Genomic DNA, 15,614 nt, shown 5'->3' with positions numbered 1-15,614 from the left:
TGTGTCTGCTATCTGTACTCACACATGCCCTGCAGGGGTTCTGGAAATCAGGGTCCAGGTCCGGGCGAGTACAGACAGACACATGAAACAAAGCGCCGCTTGTTCTTCCCCCTTGTCGCAACAAGTGCCGGCGCGACTCAAGATTGTCTTGGAGTAACTACCGTGAGCAAGCGGACTTTTCAGCCGAATAACCGCCGTCGTGCCAAGAAGCACGGCTTCCGCCTTCGCATGCGTACCCGTGCCGGCCGTGCCATCCTTTCCGCACGCCGTGGCAAGGGCCGTACCGAACTGTCGGCCTAAATAACCTCAAAGTTTGTCGATGCTGCCTCTTAGCAGCTTTACCCCGGATTCCAGGTGGTCCTAATGCTGGCCGTACGGAACCGGGTAAGGGTATCGGCAGATTTTTCTCGTACTGTACGTTCCGGTGCCCGCAGTGGGCGCCGGAACGTAGTGCTATATGCGCTTCCTACGGGTGACCAGCCGAGCCGCATAGGCTTTATAGTGGCCAAATCCGTCGGGAACGCGGTGACACGCAACCTCGTTAAGAGAAGACTGAGGGAAGCGGCAGCGCAGAGCCTCGCTCTCCACCCCACCGGGTTTGACGTGGTGGTGCGGGCCTTGCCTGCTTCCGCGTCGGCGTCGTGGCCGGCACTAAGTGCGGACTACCACAGCGCCTTGAACGCCTGCATAGCCAAACTTTCGCAGCTTTAGACATGTCAGGTGAGGAAGGATGAGCCAGCGATGAGGGACTCCGGATCTATTCCGTTGAGGGCCTTGATTGCTGTTGCCCGTTTCTTATGGAACCTCCCGCGCATGCTCCTCATCGGCCTGCTGATGGCGTACCGGAAGGCCGTTTCGCCCCTCTACGGCCAGGTCTGCCGATTTTTCCCTTCGTGTTCCGCCTATGCCCTCGAAGCAGTCACCGTCCACGGAGCCGTAAAAGGTTCCTGGCTGGCTTTCCGACGGCTTATCCGCTGCCATCCTTGGAACGGCGGCGGCGTGGACCACGTACCTGATGGACACCGGATTTGGGACTCAACGAATGTCCCGAGGATCATTGTGCTGAATCACCCCGTGATTCCAGCTGACGAAGACAGCCGCTCGGCGGCCTGAGGAGAGTAAATGGGTTTCTTCGAGACGATACTGTTCCCCTTTAAGTGGGTAGTGTCATGGATCATGTGGATCTTCCACGAGGGATTCGTTTTCCTCGGGATGGATGCCGCATCCGGGTGGACCTGGACGTTGTCCATCATCGGCTTGGTGATCGTGATCCGCGCCGCGTTGATTCCGGTCTTCGTCAAGCAGATCAAGGCGCAGCGCGGAATGCAGTCCCTGCAGCCCGATCTGCGCAAGCTGCAGCAGAAGTACAAGGGCAAGACCGACCAGCTTTCGCGTCAGGCAATGACGCAGGAGCAGATGGCCCTGTACAAGAAGCACGGCACCAACCCGTTTGCGGCCTGCCTGCCCATGCTCGTACAGATGCCGTTCTTCTTTGCCCTGTTCCAGGTGCTGAACGGAATTTCCTCGTCCAATGCCGCGGGCGAGGGCCAGGGCGCGCTGTCGCACAGCGCCATCCAGCAGTTCGACGAGGCCACCATCTTCGGTGCCCCGCTGTCCTCATCGCTCCTGCACGGTTTCGGCGACGAAGGCCACTTCTCGGTTGTAGTGCTCTCGATCATCATGATCCTGGCCATGACCGCTTCGCAGTTCATCACGCAGAAGCAGATCATGTCCAAGAACATGTCCGAAGAGGCCCTTGCCAGCCCGTTCATGCGCCAGCAGAAGATGATGCTCTACGTACTGCCCATCGTCTTCGGCGTCGGCGGCATCAACTTCCCCATTGGCGTGCTCATCTACTGGACCACCACCAACCTGTGGACCATGGGACAGCAGTTCTTCGTCATCCGGCGGATGCCTACCCCCGGCTCGCCGGCGGCAAAGGCCCTCGCCGAGCGCCGTGCCCGCAAGGGTCTGCCGATGGTTCCGCTCCTCGGTGAGAAAAAGGGCGAGACGCCCGTAGAGGTACCCGCAGCACCGAAAGGCCAGCGCACCCAGCCTCAGAGGAAGAACAGGAAGAGAAAATGAGCACCGAGCACATTGACGATCCCGCAGTTCCCTTGGAAGACGCTGCTGAACCTGAACAGGTCCGCAGCGGGAGGCTTGAGGAAGAGGGCGACGTAGCCGCCGACTACCTGGAAGAACTCCTGGATATCGCCGACATTGACGGGGATATCGACATTGAGGTCCGGAACGGCCGTACGTACATCTCCGTAGTGTCCGAGGAAGGCGACGACGCCGCTCTTCAGGCCCTGGTGGGGCGGGATGGTCAAGTGCTTGAGGCATTGCAGGAACTCACGCGGCTGTCGGTGCTGACGGCCACGGAAAACCGCTCGCGGTTGGTCCTGGACATCATTGGCTACCGTGAGGAGCGCGGCGGACAGCTGCAGTCCATAGCTGAGGACGCAGCCAAGCGTGCCAAGGAAACCGGGCAGGAAGTGGCGCTCGTACCCATGAGCGCCTATGAGCGCAAGATTGTTCACGACGCCGTGGCTGAACTTGGCCTGGTCAGTGAATCCGAAGGTGAAGGCGCGGACCGCCACATCGTCGTTTCCCTGCCTGCTTCTTAGTTACCCCACCCGGCAGTGCAGACAAGGAATATCAAGTAAGTGGTTGAAACAACTCCCGCAGAATTGGACGCCGCCCGGAAGATCTTCGGTGACCGTCTGGAACTGGCTCAAAGATACGTAGAGCACCTCGCGACGTCGGGCATGGAACGGGGCCTTCTCGGCCCGCGGGAAGTTCCGCGGCTCTGGAGCAGGCACGTCCTGAACTGCGCTGTGGTGGCCGAGCTGATCCCTGCGAATGCCACCGTTGCCGATGTGGGCAGCGGTGCCGGGCTGCCCGGCCTGTGCCTGGCCATTGCGCGGCCCGACCTCAGCATGACGCTCATAGAGCCGCTTGAGCGGCGGGTCATTTGGCTCAATGAGGTGGTCACGGATCTTGGACTCGACAATGTCCGCGTGATCCGCGGCCGCGCAGAACAGGTAGTCGACGAGGTAAACGTGGATGTAGCCACGGCCCGGGCTGTCTCGGCCCTCGGCGGATTGGCCGGACTGACGGTGCCCCTGCTGCATGGCAGGGGCCAGGTGCTGGCCATCAAGGGCCGCAGCGCCGAAGAAGAAGTGCAGAAGGCCGCGAAAGCAATCCGCAAGTTGGGCGGACGGGATACTGCGGTGCTGACCGTAGGGGCAGACGTCCTTGAAGAACCCACCACGGTGGTACGCATAACCGTGGGGTGAGGAGCCCGACACCTTAGCTTTCATGCACACACCCATGCCGGTCCCGGGGAATGGCCGCGAAGCGGATAGTCTAGATGAACTAATGCCTTAACGCTTTATGTTGGAAAGTGAGCATGACCAGGTGAGTGCGCGTGATTCTGCCGCAAAACGAATTCCTCCCTTCGCCGCACTCGGTTCTGCCCTGTCCGCCTCGTTCGGTAGAAAGCAACCACAAGTGGTTGTGGAAAAGCCAGCGATCGTTTCACGTGAAACGGTGCCGGCCGAGCGGCTGGAACCCGCTAAGTCGTTGGAAGCCGCTAAGTCGCCGGAACCCGCTAAGTCGCTGGAACCGGCCGAGCAGTTGGAACCCGCCCAGACTGAAAGCAGTGCCGCACTCGTGCAGGCCCCCCGAGCTATCGAAGGTGGTGTATCCGAAGGAGCCGCTCCTGTGGCGACCTCGGAAGACGTTATGGATTTGATGGACGAGAGCACCCCGCTGGCGCGGGAACTGGCCAGTGAAAACCGGCGTCGGGAGAAGCTTCGCGGACGCGTTTTGCCGCGGCCGCCCCAGACGCGCATCATGACGGTGAGCAACCAGAAGGGCGGGGTGGGGAAAACGACCACCACGGTCAACCTTGCTGCTGCCCTGGCGACCGCCGGCCAGAACGTTTTGGTTATCGACATCGATCCGCAGGGAAACGCATCTACGGCCCTTGGCATCGACCACCGTGCTGACGTGGAGAGCATCTACGATGTACTGATCGATGACCTTCCGCTGGCCAATGTGGTTGCGCAGTGCCCGGACATCAGCAACCTCATCTGTGCGCCGGCGACTATCCACCTCGCCGGGGCAGAAATCGAACTGGTTTCCCTGGTTGCGCGTGAACAGCGTTTGAGCCGCGCCATCAATGTCTATGCGGCCGAACGGGAAAAGCAGGGGCTGGAGCGCCTGGACTACATATTCATTGATTGCCCGCCGAGCCTCGGTCTGCTCACCGTCAATGCCTTTGTAGCGGCAAGGGAAGTCCTGATCCCGATCCAGTGCGAGTACTACGCGCTCGAGGGCCTCAGCCAGCTGCTGAAGAATATCGAGATGATCCAAAAGCATTTGAACGCTGATCTGGTTGTCTCCACGATTCTGCTCACCATGTACGACGGTAGAACGAACCTCGCCGCACAGGTTGCCGCCGAGGTACGCGAACACTTCCCCGAGCAGGTGCTGCGCGCGGTCGTTCCGCGCTCGGTACGCGTTTCGGAGGCGCCGAGCTACCAGCAGACCGTGATGACGTATGACCCGTCTTCAACTGGTGCGCTTTCCTATTTGGAAGCGGCAGCCGAGATAGCCCAGCGCGCCTAGTGACACCCCGGCGGGGTTCGGCTGCCAGCTAGCTTCCGCGCCATAGAATACTCTCACAATCAATCCGTGCCGCTTGAAGTGCTGGCATAAGGGAAGGACTTACCCATGGCCGAGAAGCGTCGGGGTTTAGGCCGCGGTCTGGGAGCTTTGATTCCTAGCAGTGCGGAGCCTGCGGAGACAGAAAACCCGAACCAGGGAACCGTTGCTCCTGGGCGTCCGGCTGATTTGTTCTTTGCTGCGGCGGATGAGTCCCGCTCCCAGTTCGGCGGTACGGGTCCGCGCAGGGGCGCAGGCATTAACAAGGAAGCGCTTCGCGGTCCGGCAAAGAAGTCGACCACGCGCAGCTCCGCGTCCCGTCCGGAAGCCCGCAAGCCTGCGGAGGCAGAGGCTCCCAGCCCTGCTCCGGCTGCCAAACCCGACGACTCAGGGGCCGCAGGGACGGTTGCTGGGTCCACCCCGGCCCCCGCCCTGGGTTCCACCAACAAGGGCGCCAATGCGGCTTCCAAGGCCACCCAGAGCGACGTAAAGGGTGCGGCGAAGACCAAGCCCTCCGACGGTCCTAAGGCTGCGGTTGAAGCCACTCAGGCCGCTCCGGTGCCTGCTCCGGCGGATGCGGCTAAGGAAGCGGTTCAGGATGCTGTTGGCCCGGTGGATGCGAATGTTTCCCGTGAAACATCGACCCCGGATTACAGCGGAGAGGAAGGCCTGGTTCAGGTGCCAGGTGCAACGTTCGCCGAGCTTCCTATTGATTCGATTCATCCGAACCGTAAGCAGCCTCGATCGGTCTTCGATGAAGAAGACATGGCCGAACTGGTACATTCCATTCGCGAAATCGGCGTACTCCAGCCGATTGTCGTTCGTCCCTCGCTCGAGGGCGATGCGGAGCACCCCTACGAACTTGTTATGGGTGAACGGCGCTGGCGTGCGTCGCGCGAAGCAGGACTCTCCTCGGTGCCGGCTATCATCCGGTCCACCCAGGATGTTGACCTTCTCCGGGATGCACTCCTCGAGAACCTGCACCGCAGCCAGCTGAACCCGCTGGAAGAAGCTGCTGCATACCAGCAGCTTCTGGATGACTTCGGTTGCTCCCATGAAGAACTAGCAGATCGCATCGGCCGCTCCCGGCCCCAGGTAACCAACACCCTGCGGTTGATGAAGCTTCCTCCGTTGGTTCAGCGCCGCTTAGCCGCCGGAATTCTGTCTGCTGGGCATGCACGCGCATTGCTCGGGCTTGGGGATCCTGCTGAGATGGAGAAGCTGGCGCAGAAGATCGTAGCCGAGGGCCTCTCCGTTCGTGCCACCGAAGAGATCGTTTCGCTTGCGGACGGCCTGCGGAAGCCAGCCAAGACATCGAAGCCAAAGATCGGCGCCCGGCACGAACGGCTGGATTATCTGGCGACGTCCCTCGCTGACCGCCTGGACACAAACGTGAAGATCACCCTTGGTGCGCGGAAGGGTAAGGTCAGTATCGAGTTCGCCAGCGTGGATGACCTGAATCGTATTATGGGTGTCCTCTCTACGCCCGCTGAGTAGTTCCTAGCCCAACGAGGTGCCTAAAGGGCCGGTGTTTCACGTGAAACACCGGCCCTTAGTGCTTTTTGAGGAAAGGTCGCATGGGCTGGTTTGCCGGGATCGGCTGTCACCGTGCAAGCTCGGCGGCCGCCCACGCTACTGCGACCGAACGGTTGAGCGGCTCTACGGACCGCAGGCGGCCGGTTTGTTTCGCTGCCGCCCGTCTTATTGCGCTGTTGATGTGTCAGATGCTCGCCCCGGGACGCATGTACCGCACATCGACACACTGGGCGGTAGCTCCGTCAGTGTCAGGCAGTCTCCACCACGGTCCCGGTTCTCGACGTTTCACGTGAAACAGACTTGGCAAGGGAGGGACCTTGCTCCGCGTCTCTGATCCCTGGCCTGAAGGGCGGGATTGCAGGTCAGGCGCATCGGCGAATGCTAGGTTTCACGTGAAACCCAGTTCCAGCTACGGCGGCAATACCTACACCTTGTGGTCTCGCGCCTCCTCTGCCGCAGCCCTCCATTCGACCACCCGACTGGGCGAATACATGCCCGGAGGGGCGTACTGAGCCGATTGAGGTCGTGTCGGCTACGTCCACGTGTTGTAATTGCGGCTCCCTAGAGTCGGGTGCGCGCAATGCCTGGGCGCCGGCCAATCCCTCCGGCGAAACCCACGGTGCTAGTGAACCTTAGGCGCCAGCACGTCTGAACCTTAGGCCCCAGCACGTCCGAGGTACCTTCGACGTGGATAGACCGGTTCCGCGGTTTGGTGCGGTTACGAACTACTATAGGGTTGATGAAACCCGTTATGGCTGTGGACCGGCAGGTCTCCGTATGCAAATTGGGCGCTGCGGAACCCCTCAAAGGCCGGCACGGCTACACGGCACCAGCTGATTGCCGCCCTGCTGGAGGCTGAGACGAGCCGCAAGACTTGGGCTGTTTCACGTGAAACGACGTGCTTGCAGACAGCGAGGACGCCGGCACCCCTTAGCGCAGGGCCTTCCGAAGTCATGCGGGCACTGTCCGGCCGGGTGATCGCTCATGTACGGGTATCTGGGTGGTCATCGGCGGTATTGTTGACGGCCATTGTCAAGGGTTGAACACGGTCCTTCACTGACTCATAGGGACAGGGCGATGGCTTAAGAACATACCCCGCCACCGGCATCGAGGTCCTGGCGCTGTGCCACACAGCGGGAACCCAGATGAAACCGTGCGCTGTAAATGTGGGGCGGGCGAAGCGCAGCGGTCCTTCATTCGGTTTGGCGGTAAACGTGAAGCGCAGCGGTCCGTCATTGGGTATTGGGCCTGCGCCACGCTGCGAATTGTTCGTATTCCCTTAGTAGCCCCGGATTCCCATAGTAGCCCCGGACTGTTTCACGTGAAACCACGCGGGCGTGTGGTCAGGGGGGGGCACTTAGCTAGGCCCATGAGAAAGGCATGCGTCCACCGGACATGGTGGAAAGCGAGGTGAATGGACGGGATGTTTAGCAGCCCGTCAGTCCGCACTACCGCTGCACAGATGATGCAGGGATTGTAGGAAGCGGGCGTCATCGCTTGGCGGCGTTTCACGTGAAACACCAGCCGGCGGGGTGGAGAGGCTGCCCTTCACCGGGCCGCTGCACCTAAGCGGGCGAGACGTGGGCGCGAGGAACAGGAGGGCTACGTGCGGCCGAGGGATTCCCCCGTGAAGTCATGGACCACCCAGCAGGGGGGTTCTGTGCACCCAGGCGGACTGCAGCCCGCCTGGCGGTTTATGAGCAGGCTCTGCCTCGCCGCCGGCCCTGCGGTTGCCGACCAGTATCCCGCTTTAACTTGGCGTCGATTATGGGGTGCGGATTCGAACTGCAGCCAAGCAGACCTATTGGTCTGGTGCTGACAAGAAACGGGCCCTAGGTGCCCGAGAAGGGCCCCACGGACTCTACTTCCACCGAAGCTCGAGGCTGGAACTACAGGGGAGCAATTAGCAGGATGCCGGCATGAAGGATTCACGTGACTGGTGGAGTCGGTTGGGTGTTATCCCGTGTCATGTGTCGCCGAGGCGTCAGGGCGGAGGTTCCAGGGTAACGGCACACGACGCCTCAGTTGCTTAGCCAAGATGGAGACAACTGAACACCGCCGCTCCTGAATACGTTCGCGAAGACGCAGACGACTACTGAACCGAGAACACAGGTGACGGCTGGCGCATGCGGCACCACGGGTAGCGGCTCGGTATCTTTCCAAACCTGGAGAAGTGCCGCGCCGGATACCGCCAGCTTGTCCCCGTGCCGGAAAGTACGTCGGGCGGCCGTCCCGCTAAAGCCAAGTCCGTGCTCAACGTGTGGATGGAGGTGGGGCCTCCGAAGACCCGCTCGGCCTGCCGTCCGCGGTTGAGCTTCTCCTGGCCGGCTAGGGTTTGTAGCCGTCGAGTGTTTGCCGCTCCTGTGATTCTTCCAAGCGTCCGATCGAGCCTGGCTGCGCTTCGGCTAAGTGCTGCCGGACGTCGCCAGTGGGGGGCGTCCTTGTCTGAGGCTGGATGTGTTCCTCATTTAACCTGGTCGAAGCAGCACCGGACACCGAACACCGAACACCGGACACCGGACACCGGACACCGAACACCGCACCGCACCGCACCGCGCTGACCAGTTCCGCCCTCGACGCCGTGTTTCACGTGAAACGAGGACAGGGTGGATGGTGGAGCCCGGTGGCTCAAGAACGCCTATCCGGCGGAAGGATTGGCCGATGCGGGCTGTTCATCGGGTAGCTTCCGCATTCTTCGCAGGGGTGACAGCGCGACCGGCAGGAAGGCTACACAGGCGGCCGCCGCCGCGATCCAGAGTGCTGCCTCCGCTCCATACAGCTGCCCAAGCACTCCGCCCAGCAACGCGCCGACGGGCTGAGTACCCCAGACCAGGAAACGCATGGTTGCGTTCATGCGGCCCAGCAAGCGGTCCGGGGTCAGACTTTGCCGAAAGCTCACTTGAGTGACGTTGTAGACCACCGTGCCGAAGCTGGCCACGGCCAGTCCAGCCGCGCCCAACCAAACCGACCATCCGCCTCCCGCAGCAGGCAACAGAAGAGCAAAAGGCGCTGTCACAGCCATGGACAGCCAGATGGCAGGTCCTTCACCCAGCCACAGGGTTAGCCGCCGGGTCGCCAGCGCGCCGGCAAGGCCGCCAATCCCAAGAACCGAAAAGACCATGCCGATTTGGTGCGCACCAAGGCCAAGCTCTCTCGGAAGGAAGAACACCAGCATCGCCATGTACGCGGCAAAGGCCAGGTTGAACAATGCTGTGGCACCAGCAATGGCCCGCAGCAGGGGGTTGCCCAGAACGAAACGCAGGCCCTCTGCGATGTCCCTGCCCAGCTGGGATCCCGGCACTGGCTCTGGCTTGGGCTGCCGGTGACGCATGCGCCCAATGAACAGCGCGGACAATCCCATCGCGATTGCATCCAAGGCCAGGGCAATGGGCGCCGTCAGCCAGGCAATGAGCTGGCCGGCTGCGACCGGACCCCCAAGTTGGGCAACTGAGTGCACCGTTTCCAACTTGGCATTTCCTTCGACCAAATGGTCTCGCCCGATAAGCCGCGGCAGATAGCTTTGGTAAGCGACGTCGAAGAAGACGCTGAAAACGCCGATAAGCAACGCCACGACGTAAAGCTGCCAGACTGTGAGTACCCCAAGCCACCAGGCGAGCGGAACAGTGAGCAGGACCGCCGCCCGAATCAGGTCCGAAGAGACGAGCACTTGGCGGTAGCGCAGCCGATCGACCCATACTCCGGCGGGCAGTCCGATCAACAGGAACGCAACGGTGCCCATGGCCGAAAGCAGTCCAACTTCGAATTCACTGGCCGTCAGTGTCACCACCGCCACGAGTGGCAGCGCCAAGCCCGAAACCTGCTGCCCTAGCTGGCTCAGGGAAGTGGCATAGAACAGGAATCGGAAGTCGTGATCCCGTAGGACCCCACCAGGGGCCACAGCCGCGTCGCCGTCTTCAGTCGTCATGCGGTTGACTCTGACCAATCGATTGATCTTTGTCAATAGGCCTTCTGGTATTGTGCACACATGACAGACGAGAGCGGCACGGTCCCTCGGCGGTCAGCAAGCGAGGAAGAGGCGAAAGCCCTTGCATCGGCAATGCGTATCCGCATTTTGCGCCTCTGCAGGAAAGAGCAGCTGACCAACAAGGAAATTGCGACCAGGCTCGCAGCCAATCCGGCGACAGTGCTCTATCACGTCCGCAAGCTCGTCTCAGTAGGCTTCTTGGAACCGCAGGAGGCGCGGTCCGGGCCGAGTGGCGCATACGAGATCCCTTACAGCGCCACGGACAAGTCATGGCAGTTAAACCTCGATGGCCGGGATCTCCGCTTGCGGGGCGCAGCTATCGGCGCGTTTGTTTCCGAGGTCGGACAGGTCCCCGCGTCGGAACAGGTCCAAATCTCCCGGCTAGGTATACGTCTCACCGAAGAGGGACATGCCCGGCTCCTCGAACGCCTCCAGGCTCTGCTGGATGAGTTCGAAGCCGAAGAACCTCCTGAGGGCAGCACACACTACTCGCTTTTTATGGCGATCCATCCTGACTCCCCACCCGAAACGCAGCTAGAGCGGCAACCAGGCAATGCCCGCGAAGCCAACCCCTGACGGTTTAGCAGGGGCTTATTTTGACCAGGTCACCCAGGGCACCCAGGTCACCCAGGGCACCCAGGGCTACACGGCGCCGGGGAGCGTGTTGTTTCACGTGAAACGGTTATCGGATTGACTGCAGCCGTTCGGCCGCGTCGATAAAGGGCTGGAGCGGCGGAGTGAAGAAAATCGCGCCGGCGAGTCCGCCGCTGCGCAGGGTCGCCCCGATGTGCACCGGAGGTACGAGGCGGAGCCCCGCAATGGCGGCAGCATCCATACCCCAGGGGACCCCGCGCCCGCCGAGCGCCGGAATCCGCATCGTCGGATGCTCCGTCGACGCGACCGCATACAGGGAGCTGGTCAGTTCCATCATTTGCGCCGGGGTCCCGATGGAGACCGGACTCAGCGCGGGAGCCGCCGCCGCAGCGGCGCCGCCCAGCCCCAGTGTTTCCATGATCAGGCTGTCGCCACCGCTGTACCCCAGATCAGCGGACGTCCAAGGCGCTATGAGTTTTCCGGAAAACCCGGCGATCGGCGGCAGGGGTGTACGGAACCACTGACCCGGCACGCCGGAAACCCTGACCGCGAACTCCTTCTCGTTCATTGCCATGGCCGTGACGATGGAACTGCCCGGAATTGACTCTGCTCCGTCTGCAATCACCTTTGCGGCTGCCATGGCGACGTGCAGGAAATGGAATTCCGCTGTGTCGAGGTACGCCAGCAATGAAGCGGCCTCCGGGCCATCGCCCGGACGCCGGAGGATGCGTTCCAGGACGGCATTCCGGAACAGAAGCCCGGCAGCGGTTTGCCTGCCGTGGAGTTCATCGCCCATCGCCAGCGCCTGCGCCATGATGGGCAGCAGCGGTATCGGAGATTCCCGGAGGATCTGCGCCAAGGCCGGTGCCACGTGGTTCCTGATTCGGACCAGATTGTCGTCAACCGCTGGTCCCTGGGATCCGAAGGTAAGCGCCTGCGTCCCTGGACCTTCATTCATCCTGCACGTAGCGGTGCGCCCGGACAGGCGGTCCTGCACCACCAGTACGGGCATGGAGGCAGAGCAAACCCCCGTAAGCGAACCAACGGCGCCGTACTCGTGGCAGGAGCCAACCGGATCTCCCCCGAGTGAAGCAAGGCGTCAGCCTCTGCCGGGGTGGCAGCGAGCCCTTCGAATACGGCGGCGCCAACAACCGCCAAGCGTTGGCAACCGGTGTAATCCTGCCACTGCATCATCGGTCCCGAGACGAGGATGGTCTCCTCAGTCATACCCGGGACCGTCATGCCAGAAGCATGGCACACGGCACGGTACGTTGGTGCGATGAATGATGGCGGGTTGCTCGGCGTCCCGGGTGCGGTCGCCCGGGCCTACGACGCCGTTGCGCGGGCCTACGCGGAACTGATCCCGACGCCGGGCGGGGCCGGGGGGCCGGAGGATGAGCTGGACCTGGCCGTGGTGCGCAGGTTTGCCTTCTCACTGCCGGCCGGAGCCGCCGTCCTGGATGCGGGTTGCGGCGCCGGGCGGATGATTAGCTATCTCGACGCACTGGTGCCAGTGGCTATCCAAGGGTGCGACATTTCGGAAGGTATGGTCCGCCAGGCCCGGAAAGCCCATCCGCGAAGGCGGTTTGAGATAGCTGCGATATCCTCGTTGCCCTACGCCGACGGATCATTCCACGGGGTGCTGGCCTGGTATTCGATTATCCACACCCCGGCTGCAGCACTACCGGAGGTTTTCGCCGAGTTCCGGCGGATACTGCGCCCCGGTGGACGGCTCCTGTTGGGTTTCCATGCGGGGCTAGGGCCCCGCAGAATCACAAAGGCCTACGGACAAGAAATGGAACTTACGGCCTACCTCCACGACATCCCGAAAACAGCCGCGGTGCTGGAGGGAGCAGGTTTCCAGATCTATGAAAGCCTGAACCGCCCCCCGACCGCCGGGGAAGGCCATGCACAGGGATTCATCAGCGCACAATGCCCTTAGCTGACAGGCCCGGCGGGATCCTCAGGATGTCCTGCAGAGCGGGCGCTCCAACCTCACGGAGAGTGAAAAACGCGGGATCTCCGCGCTCAATACCGGGTTTCCATAGGAAACGCCGGACTGTCTAGAGGCCGGAAACCCGTCTCGCAGCCGGCTCTTCCGCCGGATTGAACTTCAGCACATCGTCCAGGGCCAGGGTGCCCGTGGGCTGGTCCTCCTCCTCGAGGAGGTACAGGCGCTGGATACCAATCACGATTGAATCGGCAACCGTCTGGCGGAAGACCGGATCGGCGAGGCGCTCGGCGTCGTGCGCGTTGCTGAGGTAGCCCAGATCGAGCCCCACGGACGGTACGCCCGGCACCTTCAGAGTGTCCCAGGTGCGGGCATGCACGCCCAGGTTGTCCAAGTCGGTGCGGGCGCCTAGTTCCTTCAAGAGCAGGACGGCGGCCCGGTGGCCGATGGGGGAGCGTGCTTCACCGGTACCCGGCAGGCCCCAGTAGTAGGCAGCCATGCCGGAGGCGGCCTGCTGGTTCAGCCAGTCACAGTGGATATCCAGGTTCAGGCTGGGCACGTTCCGCGGAGATCCCGATTCGGATGCGGCACCGCTTTGCTGCGGAACCAGCCGGGCACCGAATTCACGCAGGATGCGTTCCACACGCCCGGCGATATCCGTGGTGACCAGCAGTTCGGTCAGCGGATCACCGGTGAGCCGCTCGACGCAGTGCCGGGACACCAGCTGCGAACGGCCGATGTTTACGGAAATAACGCGTCCGCGCAGGGCCGCGGTGGAGCGGTCCAGCCGTTCGTAGTCGCGCAGGGCGAATGCCTGGCTGGGCGAGATGGCGCGGTTCACCCGGGACATGGACAGCATGGTGTCGCGGTCGCACACGCCAGTGCCCGGCAGCCCCAGGTTCTGCTGCAGCTCGGCCACTGCGTAGCGGGTACGCACTCCGAAACTGCCGTCAATGTGACCGTAGTAGAACCCGAGGTGGGACAGGTGGCGTTGGAGCTCGGCGACGTCGTCGCCCCGCAGCTGCCCGCCCTCAACGTAGTTCAGGGTCCGGTCGCCGAAGCGGAACTGCGCCTCGGACAGGGCCCGCTGGGTGTCCGGACCGGCAACGCCGTCGACAATCAGGCCTCGGCTCTGTTGGAAAGCCCGGACCGCGGCGTCTACGTGGTCATCGAAAACGGTTGGATCATTAACGGCGTCCGGTGCCAGGTAGGACAGGGTGACGCCGGCGCGCAGCAACGCTTCACGAAGCGCTACCACGCGCCGGCCGGCATCCAGCCTCCGCAGGCTTTCACCATGCACAGTCATTGCTATTTACTTCAGGAAGGCCGCGAATTCCTGCTCCAGGACCTGCTTCGGCTTGGCGCCGATGGAAGTCGCCGCAACCTCACCGCCCTGGAACACGTAAACGGCGGGGATGGAAGTGATGCCGTACTGCGCGGCGATCGCGGGGTTTTCATCCACGTTCACCTTCACTACGTCCACCTTGTCGCTGTACTGCGCGGCAATGTCGTCGAGGATGGGGGACAGCATGCGGCACGGGCCGCACCATTCAGCCCAGAAGTCCACGATTACGGGCTTGTCTGCGGTCAGGACATCGGTACCGAAAGAAGCGTCGGTTACTGCTTTTGCACTGCTCATTTTTTGCTCTCCTAAGCGAGGAACGGAATTAGAGGGCTGCGTGTTCGGAAACAGCCTCTGACGGCGGGGTGGGGACCTCCGCCGCAGTGGAGACGGAATCGCCCAGATCGGCGAGGTAGTGTTCGACGTCGACGGCGGCCACACAGCCCGAGCCGGAGGCGGTGATGGCCTGCCGGTAGGTCGGGTCGATGACGTCGCCGGCCGCGAAGACGCCCGGAAGGGATGTCTTGGAGGTACGTCCCAGGACGGCGATGGTGCCCTCCTCGGTGAGTTCAAGCTGGCCGCGGACCAGATCCACCCGGGGGTCGTTGCCGATGGCCACGAACACGCCCGTGACGTTGAGCTCGGATTCGGAACCGTCCTTGGTGCTGCGCAGCACCAGGCCGGTGACCTTGTCCTCGCCGCGGATAGCGGCTACTTCCGAATCCCAAGCGAAGCGGATCTTCTCGTGGGAAAGGGCACGCTCCTGCATGATCTTGGAGGCACGCAGGCTGTCCCGGCGGTGCACCACGGTTACCGAGGAGGCGAACTTCGTCAGGAACAGTGCTTCCTCCAAAGCGGAGTCCCCGCCGCCGATGACGGCGATGTCCTGGCCCTTGAAGAAGAAGCCGTCACACGTGGCACACCAGCTGACACCGCGCCCGGAGAGGCGCTTTTCGTCCGGCAGTCCCAGTTCCCGGTACGCGGACCCGGTGGAGATGATGACTGCGCGGGCGCGGAAGGTTTCGCCCGTACCGATGGTTACCGTTTTGATGTCGCCGGTGAGGTCTACCTCTGTGACGTCCTCGAAAAGGATTTCGGTCCCGAATCGAGCGGCCTGCTTTTCGAAGTTGGCCATCAGATCCGGTCCCATGATGCCTTCGGGGAAGCCGGGGAAGTTCTCCACATCGGTCGTGTTCATCAGCTCGCCGCCGGCGGTAACTGAACTCGCAATCAGGAGCGGTTTCAGGTTGGCGCGCGCTGCGTAGACGGCAGCAGTGTATCCGGAGGGGCCGGAGCCGACGATGATGACCTCGCGGACGTCGCCGGCAGCGGCGGCGCCGTCGTTGGCTACGGGGTTTTCGGTGCTCACGGGGCGGTGAACCTCTTCCTTGTAGAACTACAGTGTTGAACTAAAAATCGAGATCGAATCCCAAAGGACCGATTCCTATGTGGATCACCCGGCACAACGAATACCGGGCCCAGCTTATTCCGGCAGGCCCGGCGGGGACAGGCTCGTCACGGCTGGGCAGAAGGAT

At 62.3% G+C, this 15,614-nt stretch carries 15 protein-coding genes; 10 read left to right on the top strand and 5 right to left on the bottom strand.

The annotated features are described in order from the left end of the window. The first annotated feature begins 162 nt into the window (after nt 1–162). From rpmH to N2K98_RS17150, 8 genes are all read left to right on the top strand, one after another. Nucleotides 163–300 carry a 50S ribosomal protein L34 gene (gene rpmH / locus N2K98_RS17185; RefSeq protein WP_022892375.1) on the top strand — a complete coding sequence of 46 codons (138 nt, stop codon included), beginning with the start codon at nt 163–165 and terminating at the stop codon, nt 298–300. 63 nt (nt 301–363) lie between these two features. Next, on the top strand, nt 364–711 hold the full coding sequence (gene rnpA, locus N2K98_RS17180) for a ribonuclease P protein component (protein WP_255796320.1): 348 nt from the start codon (nt 364–366) through the stop codon (nt 709–711). A gap of 30 nt (nt 712–741) precedes the next feature. Continuing rightward, nucleotides 742–1,113 carry a membrane protein insertion efficiency factor YidD gene (gene yidD / locus N2K98_RS17175; RefSeq protein WP_255796321.1) on the top strand — a complete coding sequence of 124 codons (372 nt, stop codon included), beginning with the start codon at nt 742–744 and terminating at the stop codon, nt 1,111–1,113. Between the two features lie 9 nt (nt 1,114–1,122). Beyond that, nucleotides 1,123–2,085, top strand: a complete 963-nt coding sequence (gene yidC / locus N2K98_RS17170) for a membrane protein insertase YidC (protein ID WP_255864478.1) — start codon at nt 1,123–1,125, stop codon at nt 2,083–2,085. Further along, a complete protein-coding gene (locus N2K98_RS17165) occupies nt 2,082–2,627 on the top strand; it encodes a Jag family protein (RefSeq protein ID WP_255796323.1) in 546 nt (181 codons plus the stop codon). The genes yidC and N2K98_RS17165 overlap by 4 nt, the downstream gene beginning before the upstream one ends. Nucleotides 2,628–2,666: 39 nt before the next feature. Further along, nucleotides 2,667–3,299: a 16S rRNA (guanine(527)-N(7))-methyltransferase RsmG gene (rsmG, locus tag N2K98_RS17160; protein ID WP_255864480.1), complete on the top strand. Its 633-nt coding sequence runs from the start codon at nt 2,667–2,669 to the stop codon at nt 3,297–3,299. 394 nt (nt 3,300–3,693) lie between these two features. Next, nucleotides 3,694–4,635, top strand: a complete 942-nt coding sequence (locus N2K98_RS17155) for a ParA family protein (protein WP_229951519.1) — start codon at nt 3,694–3,696, stop codon at nt 4,633–4,635. A 225-nt stretch (nt 4,636–4,860) separates the two neighbouring features. Next, entirely contained in the window at nt 4,861–6,168 is a 1,308-nt protein-coding gene (locus tag N2K98_RS17150) for a ParB/RepB/Spo0J family partition protein (protein ID WP_407079998.1), read from the top strand. Nucleotides 6,169–8,845: 2,677 nt separating this feature from the next. Here N2K98_RS17150 and N2K98_RS17145 read toward each other — a convergent pair. Next, nucleotides 8,846–10,132 (bottom strand): MFS transporter, encoded by a 1,287-nt coding sequence (locus tag N2K98_RS17145; RefSeq protein ID WP_255864482.1) that lies wholly within the window; start codon nt 10,130–10,132, stop codon nt 8,846–8,848. A 60-nt stretch (nt 10,133–10,192) separates the two neighbouring features. Between N2K98_RS17145 and N2K98_RS17140 the strand changes: the two genes are divergently transcribed. Further along, nucleotides 10,193–10,768, top strand: coding sequence for a winged helix-turn-helix domain-containing protein (locus tag N2K98_RS17140; RefSeq protein WP_255864483.1), 576 nt, complete (start codon nt 10,193–10,195; stop codon nt 10,766–10,768). A 106-nt stretch (nt 10,769–10,874) separates the two neighbouring features. Here N2K98_RS17140 and N2K98_RS17135 read toward each other — a convergent pair whose 3' ends face one another. Beyond that, nucleotides 10,875–11,798 (bottom strand): oxamate carbamoyltransferase subunit AllG family protein, encoded by a 924-nt coding sequence (locus tag N2K98_RS17135; protein WP_255864484.1) that lies wholly within the window; start codon nt 11,796–11,798, stop codon nt 10,875–10,877. A 267-nt stretch (nt 11,799–12,065) separates the two neighbouring features. Here N2K98_RS17135 and N2K98_RS17130 point away from each other — a divergent pair, with 267 nt between their 5' ends. Next, on the top strand, nt 12,066–12,728 hold the full coding sequence (locus tag N2K98_RS17130; RefSeq protein WP_255864485.1) for a class I SAM-dependent methyltransferase: 663 nt from the start codon (nt 12,066–12,068) through the stop codon (nt 12,726–12,728). A gap of 121 nt (nt 12,729–12,849) precedes the next feature. On the opposite strand, the gene N2K98_RS17125 is transcribed toward N2K98_RS17130, so the two are convergent. From N2K98_RS17125 to trxB, 3 genes are read right to left on the bottom strand one after another with little or no spacing between them, the layout of a single operon-like run. Next, nucleotides 12,850–14,043, bottom strand: a complete 1,194-nt coding sequence (locus N2K98_RS17125) for a peptidoglycan-binding protein (protein WP_255864487.1) — start codon at nt 14,041–14,043, stop codon at nt 12,850–12,852. Nucleotides 14,044–14,049: 6 nt separating this feature from the next. After that, entirely contained in the window at nt 14,050–14,376 is a 327-nt protein-coding gene (gene trxA / locus N2K98_RS17120; RefSeq protein WP_229951243.1) for a thioredoxin, read from the bottom strand. A 28-nt stretch (nt 14,377–14,404) separates the two neighbouring features. Then, a complete protein-coding gene (gene trxB / locus N2K98_RS17115) occupies nt 14,405–15,448 on the bottom strand; it encodes a thioredoxin-disulfide reductase (protein WP_255796331.1) in 1,044 nt (347 codons plus the stop codon). Nucleotides 15,449–15,614: the final 166 nt, after the last annotated feature.

The sequence above is a fragment of the Arthrobacter jinronghuae genome (assembly GCF_025244825.1).
Lineage (GTDB): Bacteria > Actinomycetota > Actinomycetes > Actinomycetales > Micrococcaceae > Arthrobacter_B > Arthrobacter_B jinronghuae.
This window is presented reverse-complemented; position numbering and strand designations above follow the sequence as displayed.

Coding starts and splice junctions, on each gene's coding strand:
- yidD (WP_255796321.1), top strand. CDS start 742: ATGAGGGACTCCGGATCTATTCCGTTGAGGGCCTTGATTGCTGTTGCC.
- N2K98_RS17145 (WP_255864482.1), bottom strand. CDS start 10,132: ATGACGACTGAAGACGGCGACGCGGCTGTGGCCCCTGGTGGGGTCCTA.
- N2K98_RS17140 (WP_255864483.1), top strand. CDS start 10,193: ATGACAGACGAGAGCGGCACGGTCCCTCGGCGGTCAGCAAGCGAGGAA.
- yidC (WP_255864478.1), top strand. CDS start 1,123: ATGGGTTTCTTCGAGACGATACTGTTCCCCTTTAAGTGGGTAGTGTCA.
- N2K98_RS17125 (WP_255864487.1), bottom strand. CDS start 14,043: ATGACTGTGCATGGTGAAAGCCTGCGGAGGCTGGATGCCGGCCGGCGC.
- N2K98_RS17130 (WP_255864485.1), top strand. CDS start 12,066: ATGAATGATGGCGGGTTGCTCGGCGTCCCGGGTGCGGTCGCCCGGGCC.
- trxA (WP_229951243.1), bottom strand. CDS start 14,376: ATGAGCAGTGCAAAAGCAGTAACCGACGCTTCTTTCGGTACCGATGTC.
- N2K98_RS17135 (WP_255864484.1), bottom strand. CDS start 11,798: ATGCCCGTACTGGTGGTGCAGGACCGCCTGTCCGGGCGCACCGCTACG.
- rnpA (WP_255796320.1), top strand. CDS start 364: ATGCTGGCCGTACGGAACCGGGTAAGGGTATCGGCAGATTTTTCTCGT.
- N2K98_RS17165 (WP_255796323.1), top strand. CDS start 2,082: ATGAGCACCGAGCACATTGACGATCCCGCAGTTCCCTTGGAAGACGCT.